The sequence below is a fragment of the Streptomyces sp. NPDC104307 genome (assembly GCF_055584045.1).
The window spans coordinates 1-14,919 of sequence record NZ_JBVJMU010000027.1 but is presented as its reverse complement, the minus strand read 5'-3'; the positions used below and the strand labels follow the sequence as shown (position 1 = coordinate 14,919).

The following is a 14,919-nucleotide window of genomic DNA, read 5'->3' as shown; positions in this document are numbered from 1 at the left end:
CCCCGCCCCGGACATGTCCGCCACCCCCCTTCGAAAGGCATCTGTCATGGACGTCGGACTCCTCTTCGACCTGCGCAACCCCGGTCAGTGGCAGCGACCCTGGGCCGACCACTACGCGCGGACCCTGGAGTTCTGCGAGGAAGCGGACCGCCGCGGTGCGGGCGGACTGTGGTTCACCGAGCACCACCGCTTCGAGGACGGCTACCTGCCCCAGCCACTGACCTTCGCGGCGGCCGTCGCCGCCCGCACCCGCCGCGCGCGCATCGGCACCTCCGTCGTCCTGCCGGCCCTGCACCACCCCGTCGACATCGCCGAACAGGCTGCGATCGTCGACATCCTCAGCGACGGCCGGCTCGAACTCGGCCTCGGCGCCGGCTACCGCGTCCCCGAGTACGCGCTCTTCGACGCCGACTTCGGGCACCGCTTCGCACGCACCGAGGAACGCATCGCCGAGATCCTGCGGCTGTGGCGCGAGCGGGACATCACGCCCCTGCCGATCCAGGACCCGCCGCCGGTCTGGGGCGGTTTCTACGGGCCGCGCGGTGCCCGGCTCGCGGGCCGGCTGGGCATCGGGCTGCTGCACATCTCGCACGAACGCTTCGCGCAGTACCGCGAGGGCCTGGCCGAAGGCGGCCACGACCCGCAGACCGCACGCGTGAGCGACCTGATTCCCCTCCTGCTCTCCCGCGACCCGGAAGCCGCCTGGCACCGCATCGGCCCCCACCTGGTCCACCAGGTGAACTCCTACCGGCAAGGAGCCCTCCAGGGCACCGCCTTCGACGGCCCGCCGCCCCTCACCATCGAGGACCTCCGCGACCCGGACGCCAAGGACCGGCGCGGACTGCTCGACATCCTCACCCCCGAGGACGCCGCCGTGCGCATCAAGGAACTGACCGCGGGGCTCCCCGTGAAGCACCTCATCTTCTGGGCGAGCATCGCCGGGATGCCGGACGACCTGGTCGCCGAGAACCTGGAGCTGGTCACCGAGCAGCTGCCGCGCCTCCTGCCATGACGGACACGGACCGGGCTCCCGCCGGACCGGCGTGGGCGCTGCTGCTCGTCCTGTCCGGGAACATGGTCCTGGACGCGATCGAGGTCTCGATCGTCCTCGTCGCCCTGCCGGTGATCGCGGACGACCAGGGTCTGTCGCTGTTCACCGTCCAAGGGCTCATGAGCGGCTTCGCCCTCGGGTTCGCGGCCCTGCTGACCACCGGGCCCCGGCTCGCCGCCCGGTTCGGCAGACGTCGCGTCTACTTCGCCGCGATGCTCGGCTTCGCCCTGGCATCGGTGGCGGGCGGCCTGGCCGACGGCCCCGTCCTGCTCATCGCGACCCGGGTGGCCAAGGGCGCGTGCGCCGCGCTCACGGCGCCCATGGGGCTCGCCATCATCGGCACCGCCTTCCCCGAGGGCCCGGAGCGGCGGCGGGCCGTCTCCGTCTACTCGCTCTTCGGGGCCGCGGGATTCACGGCCGGACTCCTGCTGTCCGGGGCCCTCCTGGAGGCCGGCTGGCGCTGGATCTTCCTCGTGCCCGCTCCCGTCGCCCTCGCCCTGCTGCTGTGGGGGCTGCGGGTGGTCCCCGACGAGGAGACCGCAGCACCGCCCCCCGCCACGGACCGTGCCGGGCCCCTCCCGACCGGATCGCCCGGGCACGACCGCGTACTGCTGCGCACCTGTGTGGGCGCGGCCACGCTGAACGGCACCTACCACGGTCTGCTGCTCCTGCTCACCTTCCAGGCGCAGACCGAACTCGGACTCCCGCCCTGGCTCGGTGCGCTCGCGCTGCTGCCCGCCTGCGTGCCGCTGGCGGTGACCGTGCCGTTCGCCGGGTCCCTGGTCCGGCGCCACGGAACGGGACGCCTCGTCGCGCTGGGCGCCGCGGCGCCCCTGCTCGGATACCTGCTCGCCCTGTGGCGGCCCCCCTCGGGCTCGTACCTCACCGGAACACTGCCCGTCCTGCTCCTCGTCGGCGCGGGGTTCGTGCTGTCCTTCGCCGCGCTCAACATGCGGGCCGCCGAAGCCGTTCCGGCGTCCCGCCGCACCACCGCCATCCCGCTCTACCAGACAGCCGTGCAACTCGGCGCGGTCCTGCTCATCCCGCTCACCGCCCTGCTCCTGACGTCCTTCGACGACCGGCGCCCGGCCCTCGCCCTGCTGTGCGCAGCGGCGGCCGTGGGCCTGGCAGCAGCCCTTCCCGGACTCCGCCGGAACCGGCGCCCTCACCCACTCCCGCAGAAGGAAGCCGCATGACCCGCTCCGCACCACCGCTCTCCCTCGCCGTCATCACGGCCAGCGTCCGTGACGGGCGCCTCGGCCCCACCCCGGCCGGGTGGTTCGCACGACGGGCCCGCGCCCGCGCCGAATTCGACGTACACACCGTGGACCTGCTCGCCCACCCCCTTCCCCTGGTGCTGCCCGCACCGGGCCAGGAACCACCCGCCGAGGCGGTTGCGCACCGCGACGCGCTGCGCGCGGCACTCGCCCGGTCCGATGCCTTCGTCGTCGTGACCCCCGAGTACAACCACAGCTTCCCCGCCGCCCTCAAGAACGCCCTGGACTGGTTCCTGACCGAATGGGCCGCGAAGCCCGTCGGATTCGTCTCGTACGGCGGACTGGCCGGAGGCCTGCGGGCCGTCGAGCACCTGCGTCCTGTCTTCGCCGAACTGCACGCCGTCACCGTCCGCGAGACCGTCAGCTTCCACACGGCATGGGAGGCCTTCGACGGCGAGGGAGAGCCGCTCGACACCAGGAGCAGCGAAGGCGCCGCAGACCTCCTGCTCGACCAGCTCCACTGGTGGGGAAGCGCGTTGCGCAACGCCCGGGCGGAGAATCCCTATGGGAGCTGAACCCCGGGCCGCCACCCGCCGCGGCCCCGACATCGCCCGCCCGGACGCCTCCTCGATCCACATCACCCATTGGTACGCCCCCGACCGCTCCGCCGGACTCGCCCTGCTGGACGAGGTGTCCGGCCAGTGGGCCGGCGCCGCTTGGCCCGAGGGCCTGCTGTCCTTCCACGCGTACCTGAGCACGGACGGCGACACGGTCCTCACCTACGTCCAGGCCACCCGCCCCACGGCCCATCGTGACCTCATCCGGACCCTGCGCGGCGCGGCAGCCGCCGGGGCCGTCGCCTACCGGCTGCACACCAGCGTCGTCCTGGACCGCTCAGGAACACCGCCCGGCGCCGTCGTCATCGCCACCTTCGACGTGGACGGTGCCGAGCGTCAGGACCGGATCGTCGAATCCGTCGCGCGGGCCGTCACCGAGGCACCGCCCGCACAGCGCGACGGCATGCTCAGCGCCCACTTCCACGCGGCCACGGACGGCAGCCGGGTGCTCAACTACGCCGAGTGGACCAGCGACGACGCGCATCTGGCGTTCCTCGACGGGGCAGCCCGGCGGGCCACCCTCCGGGCCACCGGCGCGACCCCCGGGGTGCGCCCCGTCGGGTTCCGCCGCTTCCACCTCCATCACGGCATCACCCCCGACAGGAGCGGAACATGACCATTCTGGTGACCGGAGCACGCGGGCGGGTCGGCGCCTCCGTCGTACGCGGACTGCTCGAAGCCGGGGAGAAGGTGCGGGCCGCGAGCGCCGACCCCGCCTCCCTGACGACGCTGCCCGAGGAGGTGGAGCGGACACGGCTCGACCTGTCCGCACCGCACGGACTGCGCGAGGCCCTGCACGGCGTACAGAAGATCTTCCTGTACGCACAGCCGGCCGGCGCCGCCCGCCTGGCCGAGGCCGCGGCGGCTGCCGGGGTCGGGCACATCGTGCTGCTCTCCTCCCTGGCCATCGACACCCACGGGGCGGGCACCAGCCCGATCGCCCAGCAGCATGTGCTGGTGGAGGACGTGCTGAGGGCCTCGGGGCTCGGGTGGACCTTCGTCCGGCCCGGCGGCTTCTCCACCAACGCGCTCCAATGGGCGCAGGACATACGGGCCGGGCGCCCGGTGCGCCTCGCCTACCCCGAGACCTACAGCGAACCGGTCCATGAGTCCGATGTCGCCGGCGTCGCGGTCCGCGCGCTGCTGGACGAGGCCCACCGGGGTGCCACGCTGCGGATCACCGGACCCGAGTCCCTGTCGGCACGGCGCCAGGCGGAGCTCATCGCGGCGGTGGCCGGCCGGGACGTCCGGGTGCGTCTCGTCTCGCCCGCGGAGTACCGGGAGCAGCTCGCCGCCTTCCTGCCCGCACCGGTCGTCGACACACTCCTGGACCACCAGGCGGCGCGGGACGGCCGGCCTCAGGCGACGAGCGACGATGTGCGGACCGTCCTCGGCCGGTCGGCGTTGTCCTTCGCGCAGTGGGCGAAGGACAACGCCGCAGCCTTCCGCTGACAGGCCCCACACGTGAGCGGCGCCCCCACCGTGGGGGCGCCGCTCACGCGCTGCTCCGGCCCTACCACTCGACGGGCAGGCGCCTGACACCCCGCATCACCCGGTTGGTGTTCCACTCGACCTCTTCGGCCGGCACCGCGAGCCGCAGACCTGGCAGCCTGCGCACCAACGTCGCGATGACCGACCGGAGTTCGAGCCGGGCGAGCGGCGCGGCGGGGCAGTGGTGCGCCCCGTGCCCGAAGGCCACGTGCGGGTTGACCGTCCGGTTGAAGTCCAGCTCCTCCGGGTGCTCGAAGACGGTCTCGTCCCGGTTGGCCGCGTCGTTCTGGGCGACCACCGCGTCCCCGGCACGGATCAACTGCCCGGCGAGCCGGAAGTCCTCCACGGCGATCCGGGAGAACGGTGCCACGCTGGTGGCGAGCGGGGTGTGGCGCAGCAGTTCCTCGACCGCGGAGGGCACCAGTGCGGGGTCCTTGACCAGGGACTCCCACAGCGGTGGCCGGGAAAGCAGGGTGTAGAGGAAGTTGCCGGTCTGGTTGGCGGTCGTCTCGTGTCCCGCGGTGAGCAGATCCACGGCGAACACCGCGAGTTCGCTCTCGGTCAGCCGGTCGTCACCTTCGCGCGAGGTGACGAGCCGGCTCAGCAGGTCGTCGCCGGGGTCGGCGATCCGCCGTGCGATCAGCTCCCGCAGATAGGCGTCGAGGCTGTCCCGCGCGTCCTGGATGGTGGCGGGATCGGCGACGCTCAGCGCCATCATCGCGTCGGTCCACTCGCGAAACCGGCCGCGGTCCTCGACCGGTACGCCGAAGGTCTCGCAGATCACCGTGATGCCCATGGGCCAGGCCAGCCGGGTGGCCAGGTCGGCCGGGGACCCCGACTCCTGCAGACCGTCCACGAGCGCGTCGATGGTCGCCTGCACCCGCGGCTGGACCGCGGCCACCTGACGTGCGGTGAACGCCTTCGCCGCGAGCCGGCGAAGACGCGTGTGGTCCGGCGGATCCATGCTGAGGAGGGAGTCGGCCTGCTGGATCAGAGGGCTGGAGCGCGGGACGTCCTTGCCGACGGCGGCGGCCCGGCTCAGCCGGGGGTCGGCGAGCGCGGAGCGTACATCCGCGTACCGGGTCACCAGCCAGGCGTCCCCGCCGTGCGGCATCGTGACCCGGGCCACGGGCTCGTCCCGGCGCAGAGCGGCGTAGGCCGGATCGAGGTCGAGGCGTTCGGAGGTGAAGCCGGAGGCGTGGTAAGGGCAGGCGGACGGTGCATTCGACTGCTCGGAATCGGTCGTCGTCATCGGACGGTCTCCGTCTGTGAGGTGAACCAGCACGCGGACCCTGCCGACTCTAGATTCGGCCCTTTTCCGTCTCGGTCAGCTGATTCACCGCATCTCGACAATTCGTTGTCAGGGAAAGGAAAACCGGTGGGGAGCAGCGGGCCGGAGGGCGGTGACGGTCCCCGGGCCCACTGTCTCCTCTCACTCGTGCCCGACTCTGAACCCCACCCCCCTGACCGTCCGTATCCAGCTGCTCCGGCCCAACTTGCTCCGCAGGGAGCTGACATGGGTGTCCACGGTGCGGGTCGCCCGGGGCCCGAGCAGATGCGGCATCGGGTCCTCCCAGATCTCCGTCATCAGCCGCTGCCGGCTCACGACGCTCTCCGAGTGCCGGGCGAGGTAGTAGAGCAGATCGAATTCCTTGCGGGTGAGATCGACGGGGCTCCCGCGCAGCAGGACCTCGCGGGATGCGGCATCGATGCGCAGGGTGCCGATGGAGAGCACCGTCAGGGGCTCCCGCCGTCTCGGGCGGGCGTGCCGACGCCGGGTCACGGCCTCGATGCGTGCGACCAGTTCGCGGAATTCGTAAGGCTTGTCGAGGCAGTCGTCGGAGCCGGCCCGGAGCCCGAGGACCCGGTCGAGTTCGCTGCCGTTGTCGGTGAACGTGATGATCGGTGTGTCCGCGTCCTCGCGGATACGCCGGCAGACTTCCAGGCCGTCGATGTCGGGCAGGTCGAGGTCCAGCAGGACGATGTCCGCACCACGGTGTGCGTCCAGCGCCGTCGCGCCGTTGCCGACGGAGGTCACGTCGTACCCGTGGCGTTCGAGCGCCCGGGCCAGTTCGCCGCTGCTGGTGTGTGAGTCCTCCACCACGAGAATCTGCACGATGTCTCCCTTGATCCGATCGAGTACGCGCACGCAGTCGATGTTCTCTGCGGAGCCCCGGATCCGATGGCACGTGCCGACGGTCTTAAAGAAGCGTTCACGGAGGTTCATGAGCGCTTCGCGTAGGACTGTCCGCTGTTGCCGTTGTACGTCAACTCACCTTGATAGAGGTGAAGTTGACGCACCGTATGCCTGAAGGAAGGTCCGGACCGCCGACTGTGCCACCTGGCGGATCTCCGCCTCTGGCACGGCTCGGGTGCCGAGCTGGGACCGGGCCTCCATCGGACCGGTCAGCAGGGCGAGGAAGTGTTCGGCCGCTTCCGCCGGATCGCAGGGCCTCAGCAGGCCGGACAGGGCCAGCCGGGCCAGTCGGTCGGCCAGTGCTTCCTTGAGCCGGCTCGCACCTCGGCCCCAGACGATCTCCAGCAGATCGGGGAATTGAGTGATTTCCGCGTAGAGCAGGCGCCGCAGCGCCCAGGACTGCTCGTTGCAACATCGCAACAGCAGTCGGTGCGCCAGGACTTCGAGCCGCCCGAGCGCGTCGTCGTCCGAGGCGCCGGTGTCCTCACCCGTCCCGCTCCCGGCGGGGAACAGGTCGATGACGGCGAGGTTCTGCGCCATGACGTCGTCGGCCGCCGCCTCCATCGCGCTGCGGAACACGTTCTGCTTGTCGCCGAGGTGGTTGTACACGGTGTGCTTGGCGACTCCCGCGACCTCGGCGATCTCCTCCATGCAGGCGCGGGCGTAACCCCGTTGCGCGAACACGGTGAAGGCGGCGCCGAGGATGGCCTGCCGCTTGTCGATGCGGCCTCGCGACGGGGATTTGGGGCTGCTCGTTCCGCTCACCGGGCCATCGTACCGGGCCGGCCCGAGAATTGCACTTGTGAGTGCAATTAAGTAGGCCGACTCGTTGATAATGCTCGTCTCGGTGTCCTACGCTGCACCAGCCAGTGCAATTCTCGCCCGACCTCACCGGAGACAGCCATGGCGCAAGCACAGGACGAACGTCTGGATCCCGCTCTGCGGCGGCTGATCGGCGTGATCCTGTTAGGCGGGATCATGGGGATCCTCGACGGCTCGATGATCGCCGTCGCGGCCGACACCCTCGCCCACGAATTCGACACGTCGCTGTCCACCATCAGCTGGGTGTCCACCAGCTATCTGCTCGCGCTGACCGTCTCGATCCCCGTCACCACGTGGGCCGTCGACCGGTTCGGCGGACGCAGGCTGTGGCTGCTCGGCCTGGTCGTCTTCCTGATCGGCTCGGTCGCGTCCGGCCTCGCCTGGAACGCCCCCAGCCTCATCGTCTTCCGCATCGTGCAGGGGCTCGGTGCCGGACTGCTCGACCCGCTGATGCTCACGCTGCTCGCCCGTGCCTCCGGACCCGCCCGTGCCGGACGCGTGATGGGCCTGATGGGTGTCGTCGGCTCCAGCGGCCCCGTGTTCGGTCCGGTCGTCGGCGGAATCATCCTCCAAGGCGCCGACTGGCGCTGGATGTTCCTGGTCAACGTGCCCATCGGCCTCGTCGCCCTGGTACTCGCCCTCAAGCACCTGCCCGCGGACACCTCCTCGGAGAAGCCGTCCGCAGGCAAGCTCGACGTCCTCGGGCTCGCCCTCGTCGGACCCGGCGTCGCGGCCGGGGTCCTCGCGCTCTCGCAGGCAGCCGAGCAGGCGGCGTTCGCCGTCCCGTCCGTCCTGGTACCGCTCGCCCTGTCCGTCCTGCTGCTGGGCGGATACGCCTTCCACGCCCTGCGCCCGCGAGGCGACGGCAGGGCCGCACCCCTCATCGACCTGCGCCTGTTCAGGCGCGGCAGCTTCGCCGCCAGCGTCACGGTCGGCTCGCTCGTCGGCCTCGCGACGTTCGCCAGCCTCTTCGCGCTGCCCCTCTACCACCAGCAGGTCCAAGGGCACGGCAGCTTCGCGGCTGCCCTGCTGCTCGCCCCGCTCGGCATCGGATCCGCCCTGTCCATGCCGGTGGCCGGCCGCCTTTCCGACCGGGTCGGTTCACGGAGCCTCGTCCTGGCGGGCGGCGCGCTCGCGCTGCTGAGCGCCTTCGCCTTCACCCGTATCGGGGCGGACACGTCCGAGGTGTGGCCGGCGGTCGCCGCGTTCACCATCGGTGTGGGCCTCGGCGCGGTGGGCGCGCCCACGATCGCCTCGCTCTACCGCACCCTGCCCCCGCACCTGGTCCCGCAGGGAAGCTCGGTGCTCTACATGCTCAACCAGCTCGGGGCGTCGATCGGCATCGCGCTCGTCGCGCTCGTGATGCAGACCGCGGGCGACGGGGACCCGGTCCGCGGATTCCACGCCGCCTACTGGACCGTGTCCGTGGTGCTCGTCCTCGTACTGGCCGCGGCGACCCTGCTCCCCGGCCGTCCCGCACCGGCCGGTGAGGCCGCTCACCCGGAGCCCCCGGGTGACGAGGCCTCGCCCGCCGGGATTCCCGCATCCGCCCGCACGGCGGGAGACGGCAAGTGAACACCCTTGTCATCGCCGGCGGCACCGACGGCATCGGCCGGGCACTCGCCGAGCTGTACCTCCACCGGGGCGACACGGTCGTCGTCATCGGCCGGAACCCCGGAAAGGGCCGGCGGTTCCTCGACGAAGCGCGCGCGGCCGGCGCCGCCGAACGGGCCGTCTTCGTCACGGCCGACCTCAGCCTGCTCGTGGAGACCACCCGGGCCGCCGAGGAGATCAGTGCCGCCTTCCCCGTGATCGACGCGCTGGTGTTCTGCGCCCGTCACTACCGGTCCCGCCGCACGGAGACCACCGAGGGGTACGAGGAGAACTTCGCGCTCTTCTACCTGAGCCGGCACCTGTTGGGCCAGGCGCTCGCCGAACCGCTCTCCCGGGCACAGCACCCCGTCGTCGTGAACGTGGCCGGTCCGGGAGCCGGACTCGACGTCGTCCGGTGGGACGACCTCCAGCTCAGCCGCAATTACCACGGCGGCGCGGCGCTCGGCCAGGGCGGAAAGCTCAACGACCTGCTCGGCGTCAGCTATGCCGAGCAGCACGGGCCGGCCGGGATCCGCTACGTACTGATCCACCCCGGCGTCACCGCCACCGGCTTCTCCGGGGAGTACGACGCGCAGACGCTGCCCCACATCCGGTCGATGCAACAGCAGGCCAAGCCCGTCGAGGCCGCACTGCCGCCGATCGTCGCCGTCATCGACAAACCGCCCGCGGAGGCGCTCAGCGCGCTCGTCGAGGGCCGTCGCATTCCGGTCGGCACCAGCGCCTTCGACCCGGCGGCCGCACGCCGGCTGCGCGACCTCACCGACCGTCTCCTTGCGCGGAGTTGACACTCCTGACGAAGACCTGCAACGGCGTCTCTGGGAAACGGATCAGCCGGGAAGGAGACTGAGGAGGCACCCGCCTCCTCGGCCTCCCCGCCCCGACAGACCCCCAGGAGCCGCACCATGTCCTACGTCTCCGCCGACCCCGTACGGGTAGCCCTCGACGATCCGCGCAGCGCGGCCGTCCTCGTCACCACCCTCGCCACCCGCGGACCGGACGACACCCGGCGGACCGCCGAACAGGCAGTCGCCGACGCGCTTCGCGGACCCTGGCCCGAAGGACTCCTCTCCCTGACCGTCTACACCAGCGGTGACGACGACTCCGTCCTCACCTATGCCCAGTGGTCCGCCGAGGACCGGCTGCCGTCCCCCGGCGCACCGCCCGGAGCGGGAGCCGTTTCCCGGGTGTTCCGCCACTACCGGGCGGTCCGCGGCACCGCGGTCGAGGAACCGGCGCCCGTCCCTCAGTCGTTCCCGGCCGCGTTCTTCCCCGCCGAGAGCGATCAGGCCGCCCGTGCGTGGCTCGACGGACTGCTGGCGGGGGAGGAGCGTACCGAGGGCGAGGACCGCGCCTACCCCGGAGCCATTGCCGCGCATCTACACATCGCCGTCGACGGCGGCCAGGTGCTCAGCCTCTCCGAGTGGGTCGACGAGGGCCCGGCCGTCGAGCACATCGAGGCCGTCTGGGCACCGGTGCTCAAGGACTTCGGCGGCACCGGCTCCCTCTACCGGCACCACCGCACCCTATTGCCCGGAAGCGCGGCGCTCCCGGAGTGAGGGAACGGAGCCGGTGACCGTCCGGTACCGCCGCCGGCTTCCTTCTGTCGGACGCCGCGGGAAGAGCCCACTCACTCAGCTGACGGAACGACCGGCTGCCACCCCCTGAGCGGACCTGCGAGGTGCAGTTCCCCGGGGAACTTCAGGCAGATGGCATGTTGAGGTGTTGTGCCCCTTGATGCGGCCGAAAGTCCCAGGAAAGTCCCAGAGGGCTCCCAAGAAGGCCGGGTGTTCTTGCCAGGTCGTGCGGGCTGTGCAGGACGGCCCGGAGCTCAGCGGTCGGGGAAGACGAGCGATTCGCCAGCGTTCAGGGGCCGAGCCGCATCCTCCCCGCCGACGCGGGGGTGATGCCTTTCGACTCTGGACGGCAGTACGGGCTGGGCGGTTGAGCTTGAACCCTCCCTCTTGGCCGGCAACAGCGCAGCGTCCCCGCCCTGCTCGCCACCTACGCCCGCTGCATCACGGGCCGGCTTTGCCGAGCTCCAGCAGCGCATCGAAGGCCGCCAGCGACTGCACGCCGGGCCGGCGCTGAGCATGCCGGTGCCCAAGGCTGGGTCCACGCTCGCACCACGTCGCCGAGCCTGACCCGGACGCCGGGACGCTCAGATCTTTGCTTCCGGCGCTGGCGTTCACTCAGCGATATCGACGCCGTATCCGCGTGCGAGAGCGTCGAGGCCGTGGTCGTAGCCCTGGCCGACGGCGCGTAGGCGCCAGATAGTGCCTCTGCGGTAGATCTCCGCGAGCAGTATGGTGCGTTCGGTGGTGGCGGCGTCCAGGGTGGCGCGGGCGAGCGGCGACCCGCTGCTGCCGGGGGCCGCGCCGATCTGGATCGCACCGACCGTTCCGAAGGTCGCGGCGCCGTCGATGGCGGCAGCGACCACGACCTTGCGCGTCGCGGGCGGCAGCGAGGCCAGGTTGAGGGTGATGGTCTGTTCGGCAGGACCGCCGGTCAGCAACCGCACAGTTCCAGCCGGGCTCTCCGGGGCCCCGTAGAAGACGAAGTCCCCGTCGAAGGTGACCTGCTCGTCCTCGTCGAGAAGGAAGGCGACGACGTCGATCTCGTAGCCGGACTGCGGAGCCCAGCTGGCGGTGACGTACCACTCTGGCGCGGGTCTGCCGTGCGGCATGGGCAGGTCGATGACGCCCCCTCTCGGCATCACATACGGCTCTTGAGGACGGAGCGCCGCCACAGCCGGTGGGGTGGCGGTTGGAGCGGAGAGCCAGTGGAGGTCGTGCGTGGGGAGTCCGAGGGTGGTGATGCGGCTTATGCGCCGGTCGCCTTCTCCTCCCTCTAGGAGCACGACGTCGGTGACGCTGGCGGACAGGTTGACCGCCGCAGACCCGCCCAGTTCGACGATGCGGGTACGAGCCGCCGTGGCATCGGCATGTGCGCCACCGAGCACCAGCACGCGACGCCCGGCTAGAGGCTTGTCCAAGGTGCCGATTGAGGGCTTTGGTCGGCGCGGAGCGGGTACCGGCGTACCCGAGGCGGCCGTGGGGAGATCTGCTGCTTCCGGGACGGGTGCGGCAGAGGCTGTGGTGGACGCCAACTCCATGCGTCCGACGCCTGGTTCTGCTTCCGGCCCAGCCGCGGGGGCGACAATGACGGCCGTCGCCTCATGGGCTGTCCCCGGCCGGGAGTCTGCCAGCAACCGTAGGAAGGCGTACTCATCGATGACCGGCACGCCTTCGGCGAGTGCGCGTCGGGCTTTTGCCGAATCTGACGTCGGTTCATTGGTGACCAGCACGCTGGTGTGTCGGCTGACGGAGGTCATCATGTTCAGGCCGGCGGCGACCGCCCGACCGACCAGCTCCGCCCGGGCATGGGCGGTCTCACCGGTGATCGCGACCTTCATCCCCTGCTGGAGCGGCCCGCCGGGAGTCAGCCGTCCGGGATTGCGGTAGGCGCAGGGAGTCTTCGGCGGCTTCGGCGTGAACTGCGATTCTGCACGGGGTGGGCAGGTCACCAACGGCAAGGGAAGATCGAGCCGCGCTGCCTGGTGCAGTGATGCCCGCAGGATCCCGGCCAGAACACGGGCGTCGTCCAGCGCATCGTGCGCACGCTGCTGGGGGACGCCATAATGGGCGGCGAGGGTTCCGAGCTTCATGTCGTCCGTCGGCGGATCCACCTGGCGATTCAGAGCCAGGGTGCACAGCCGCTGCGACACCGGCAGCCACATCCGCGCACGGGCGAACTCGTAGGCCAGGAAGTCGTAGTCGAACTGGGCGTTGTGGGCGACCAGGATCCGGTCCTGAAGCATCGCTCCGATCTGCCCGGCAACCTGGTCAAATGTCGGCGCACCCTGCAGTCGCTCGATGGTCAGCCCGTGCACCTCCACCGGTCCCGGATCGCAGCCCGGATTGAGCAGGGTCGAGAACTCCCCGGTCTGCTGGCCGTCCGGACCGATCGTGATCACCGCGACGGACAGCACGCGATCTCGCCGGGCTACGAGGCCCGAGGTCTCCACATCAACCAAGGCCCAGTCGTAAGGGTGGTCGCCCATGGCGGGCCCATCGAAGGAGGCGAAGGCGAGACTCATGGCGTTAAGGATGATCTGATATCCGTTCCTCCTTCAACCCGTATGCCGATTTGCCATTGTTTGGATGCCGGCAATGAGGCGGTCCTGCGACATCGGCCCGCTGAACTGGCCGGAGTGGTCGCTGCCCACGGTGCTCCATCACCACTGTCTGGAGTGGGTCTACCTGGTGACCCGCGAGCTGCTCGTCACTCTGCTTGGAACGGCTCGCTTGCAGAAGCGCCGGAGAGCCATCGCGCGGCCCACGCTTCGGCACTGTCTCGCCTCTTGACGTGCGCGATTGCCTGAGACTCGCCTTCGAGGAGCGAACTGAGACTGTCCATCAAACCGGTACCCGCCAGGAAGTGGGCGAGTGGGGCTACCGACGCAGCCGCCCCCGGTGTGACGGGACCGCCGTGTTGGCCTGCGGAGTTCGTCTGGCTGTACGTTCCTTAAGCGCTGCCAACGCATCGCCTGCGTTGCTGTGGGATCGTGCTGCGTCCGCGGTGCGGAGCCCATGTCGGGGGGTCCGGAGCCGCCGTACGGTGCCGGTCACGGGGAGGCGTGGTGGCTGGTGCCTCGCAGGGCATGAATCCCCAGTGAGGTCACGTGCATTGCGGTTGAACTGTTCCGCCCCGCTGCGTGGTTGCGCTCTGAGCCGGACGGTGATCAGCGTGTGCGCTGGGCGGTGGGCCCGGCCGGAGGCGCAGGGGCCGTCGCCTGCTTGGTGGCCAGGTGCACCGGGTACATAGGGGCCGCGGGCCGGAGATGGCCGAGAGTGACGCCGTGGGCGAGGGTCTCGGAAAGGTGGGCCAGCAGGGAACTCGGGGTGTGCGGGGACGCGGCGATGGCCCAGGTGGGTCGGTTCGGGTTGGGGCCGGCCCAGACGGTCCAGGTGTCCAGGTTCTGGGGGTGTTGTGTGGTTAGGGGGCGAAGCGGAGGCCCGCATCCCTGCTGGGGGCGTCCAGCGGATCCCGTGCCCGTCCAGCGTGTGCTTCCAGCCGGCGTCGGAGAGCGGCTGCGTGGCCGTGGCGACCGTCTTCTCGTCGATCGCGGCTCTGATTGCGGTGTCCCGGCCGTCGCCGTCGGCGAGGTGGTTCAGTAGTAGTTCCTGTAGCACCGGGGCGGGGGTGGTGCTGGTCGCGGTGAGGACCCACATGCGGTCGGAGACGGGGGTCTCGTAGGCGGCGATGGTCCAGGCGGTCTCGCGGGCCTGGGTTTCGTGGATGAGCTCGATGCGCAGGGTCTGGGACTCGTGGATGGCGTGGGTCGTGTCGTCGGACCAGGTTCTCCACTTCTCGAACTGTCCGTGTGTGTTGAGGAAGTCGTTGAGGAGGGCGTCGTGGTTGCCGGCGTCGGCGAGGTAAACGGGGACGGTCTCCGGTTCTGGCGGGGGCTTGGCGGTGGTGAGAGTGAACGGGGTGCGGGCCTCGGCGGCGGAGCGCTCGACGTCGGTCAGGGGCGCCGGGGGAGGGTTCCAGATCCGCTCGTTGCTGTCGTAGGTTCCCACGCACGGGATGGCGCCTTCGGAACCGCGGATTCGCTGAATCACCGCGCCGAGAAAGTCCGCCAGTTCCGGGTTGATCAGCAGAAGCTGCTCTGGATCCGTCATGGACGGAGCAATCTGCAGCAGCGGAACAGCATCACCTGTCGTGGACAGGTTGTAACTGATGATGCTGTGATGTCCGAGTTCCAGCAGTTCCTCGACGCGAATGCCGGTGTGCCTCAAGATCTCGATGGTTGCCTAAGGGCTGTCCCGCAAAGATCTTGAAGCCGCCTCGGGCATGGCGGCCGCCTTGCTTATCCGGCGAGGGCGAGGTTGTGCATCCGGGCGATGC

15 protein-coding genes and 1 pseudogene are annotated in these 14,919 nt (G+C 70.6%); 10 read left to right on the top strand and 6 right to left on the bottom strand.

Annotated elements, in window-relative coordinates:
• The first annotated feature begins 46 nt into the window (after positions 1-46).
• The 5 genes from ACZ601_RS37615 to ACZ601_RS37595 are packed head-to-tail and all read left to right on the top strand — an operon-like array spanning position 47 to position 4,337.
• Entirely contained in the window at positions 47-1,012 is a 966-nt protein-coding gene (locus tag ACZ601_RS37615) for an LLM class flavin-dependent oxidoreductase (protein ID WP_469546374.1), read from the top strand.
• On the top strand, positions 1,009-2,247 hold the full coding sequence (locus ACZ601_RS37610) for an MFS transporter (protein ID WP_469546371.1): 1,239 nt from the start codon (positions 1,009-1,011) through the stop codon (positions 2,245-2,247). The genes ACZ601_RS37615 and ACZ601_RS37610 overlap by 4 nt, the downstream gene beginning before the upstream one ends.
• On the top strand, positions 2,244-2,843 hold the full coding sequence (locus tag ACZ601_RS37605; RefSeq protein WP_469546368.1) for an NADPH-dependent FMN reductase: 600 nt from the start codon (positions 2,244-2,246) through the stop codon (positions 2,841-2,843). Before ACZ601_RS37610 ends, ACZ601_RS37605 begins: the two co-directional genes overlap by 4 nt.
• Positions 2,833-3,501, top strand: coding sequence for an antibiotic biosynthesis monooxygenase (locus tag ACZ601_RS37600; protein WP_469546365.1), 669 nt, complete (start codon positions 2,833-2,835; stop codon positions 3,499-3,501). Before ACZ601_RS37605 ends, ACZ601_RS37600 begins: the two co-directional genes overlap by 11 nt.
• Positions 3,498-4,337 (top strand): NAD(P)H-binding protein, encoded by an 840-nt coding sequence (locus tag ACZ601_RS37595; RefSeq protein ID WP_469546363.1) that lies wholly within the window; start codon positions 3,498-3,500, stop codon positions 4,335-4,337. Before ACZ601_RS37600 ends, ACZ601_RS37595 begins: the two co-directional genes overlap by 4 nt.
• Before the next feature lie 61 nt (positions 4,338-4,398).
• On the opposite strand, the gene ACZ601_RS37590 is transcribed toward ACZ601_RS37595, so the two are convergent.
• From ACZ601_RS37590 to ACZ601_RS37580, 3 genes are all read right to left on the bottom strand, one after another.
• Positions 4,399-5,628: a cytochrome P450 gene (locus ACZ601_RS37590; RefSeq protein WP_469546361.1), complete on the bottom strand. Its 1,230-nt coding sequence runs from the start codon at positions 5,626-5,628 to the stop codon at positions 4,399-4,401.
• A 180-nt stretch (positions 5,629-5,808) separates the two neighbouring features.
• Complete coding sequence (locus tag ACZ601_RS37585; protein WP_469546358.1) at positions 5,809-6,525, bottom strand: response regulator transcription factor; 717 nt, start codon at positions 6,523-6,525, stop codon at positions 5,809-5,811.
• A 123-nt stretch (positions 6,526-6,648) separates the two neighbouring features.
• A complete protein-coding gene (locus ACZ601_RS37580; protein WP_469546355.1) occupies positions 6,649-7,338 on the bottom strand; it encodes a TetR/AcrR family transcriptional regulator in 690 nt (229 codons plus the stop codon).
• A gap of 138 nt (positions 7,339-7,476) precedes the next feature.
• Here ACZ601_RS37580 and ACZ601_RS37575 point away from each other — a divergent pair, with 138 nt between their 5' ends.
• From ACZ601_RS37575 to ACZ601_RS37565, 3 genes are all read left to right on the top strand, one after another.
• The gene (locus ACZ601_RS37575; protein WP_469546353.1) at positions 7,477-8,970 is read left to right on the top strand and encodes a DHA2 family efflux MFS transporter permease subunit; all 1,494 of its coding nucleotides are present in this window, start codon (positions 7,477-7,479) and stop codon (positions 8,968-8,970) included.
• Positions 8,967-9,794 (top strand): SDR family NAD(P)-dependent oxidoreductase, encoded by an 828-nt coding sequence (locus ACZ601_RS37570; protein ID WP_469546350.1) that lies wholly within the window; start codon positions 8,967-8,969, stop codon positions 9,792-9,794. The genes ACZ601_RS37575 and ACZ601_RS37570 overlap by 4 nt, the downstream gene beginning before the upstream one ends.
• 117 nt (positions 9,795-9,911) lie before the next feature.
• Positions 9,912-10,565 (top strand): hypothetical protein, encoded by a 654-nt coding sequence (locus tag ACZ601_RS37565; protein ID WP_469546348.1) that lies wholly within the window; start codon positions 9,912-9,914, stop codon positions 10,563-10,565.
• A 629-nt stretch (positions 10,566-11,194) separates the two neighbouring features.
• On the opposite strand, the gene ACZ601_RS37560 is transcribed toward ACZ601_RS37565, so the two are convergent.
• A complete protein-coding gene (locus ACZ601_RS37560) occupies positions 11,195-13,105 on the bottom strand; it encodes a TerD family protein (protein WP_469546346.1) in 1,911 nt (636 codons plus the stop codon).
• A 64-nt stretch (positions 13,106-13,169) separates the two neighbouring features.
• Between ACZ601_RS37560 and ACZ601_RS37555 the strand changes: the two genes are divergently transcribed.
• Positions 13,170-13,373, top strand: a complete 204-nt coding sequence (locus ACZ601_RS37555) for a hypothetical protein (protein ID WP_469546344.1) — start codon at positions 13,170-13,172, stop codon at positions 13,371-13,373.
• Between the two features lie 377 nt (positions 13,374-13,750).
• On the opposite strand, the gene ACZ601_RS37550 is transcribed toward ACZ601_RS37555, so the two are convergent.
• Together ACZ601_RS37550 and ACZ601_RS37545 are read right to left on the bottom strand one after the other, a co-directional pair.
• Complete coding sequence (locus ACZ601_RS37550) at positions 13,751-13,984, bottom strand: SPDY domain-containing protein (RefSeq protein WP_469546503.1); 234 nt, start codon at positions 13,982-13,984, stop codon at positions 13,751-13,753.
• 235 nt (positions 13,985-14,219) lie between these two features.
• Positions 14,220-14,309 (bottom strand): annotated as a pseudogene (locus ACZ601_RS37545) (hypothetical protein); the annotation flags it as partial.
• On the opposite strand from ACZ601_RS37545, the gene ACZ601_RS37540 reads away from it, so the two are divergent.
• On the top strand, positions 14,304-14,852 hold the full coding sequence (locus tag ACZ601_RS37540) for a hypothetical protein (protein ID WP_469546518.1): 549 nt from the start codon (positions 14,304-14,306) through the stop codon (positions 14,850-14,852). The pseudogene ACZ601_RS37545 and the gene ACZ601_RS37540 overlap by 6 nt on opposite strands.
• Positions 14,853-14,919 lie beyond the last annotated feature (67 nt).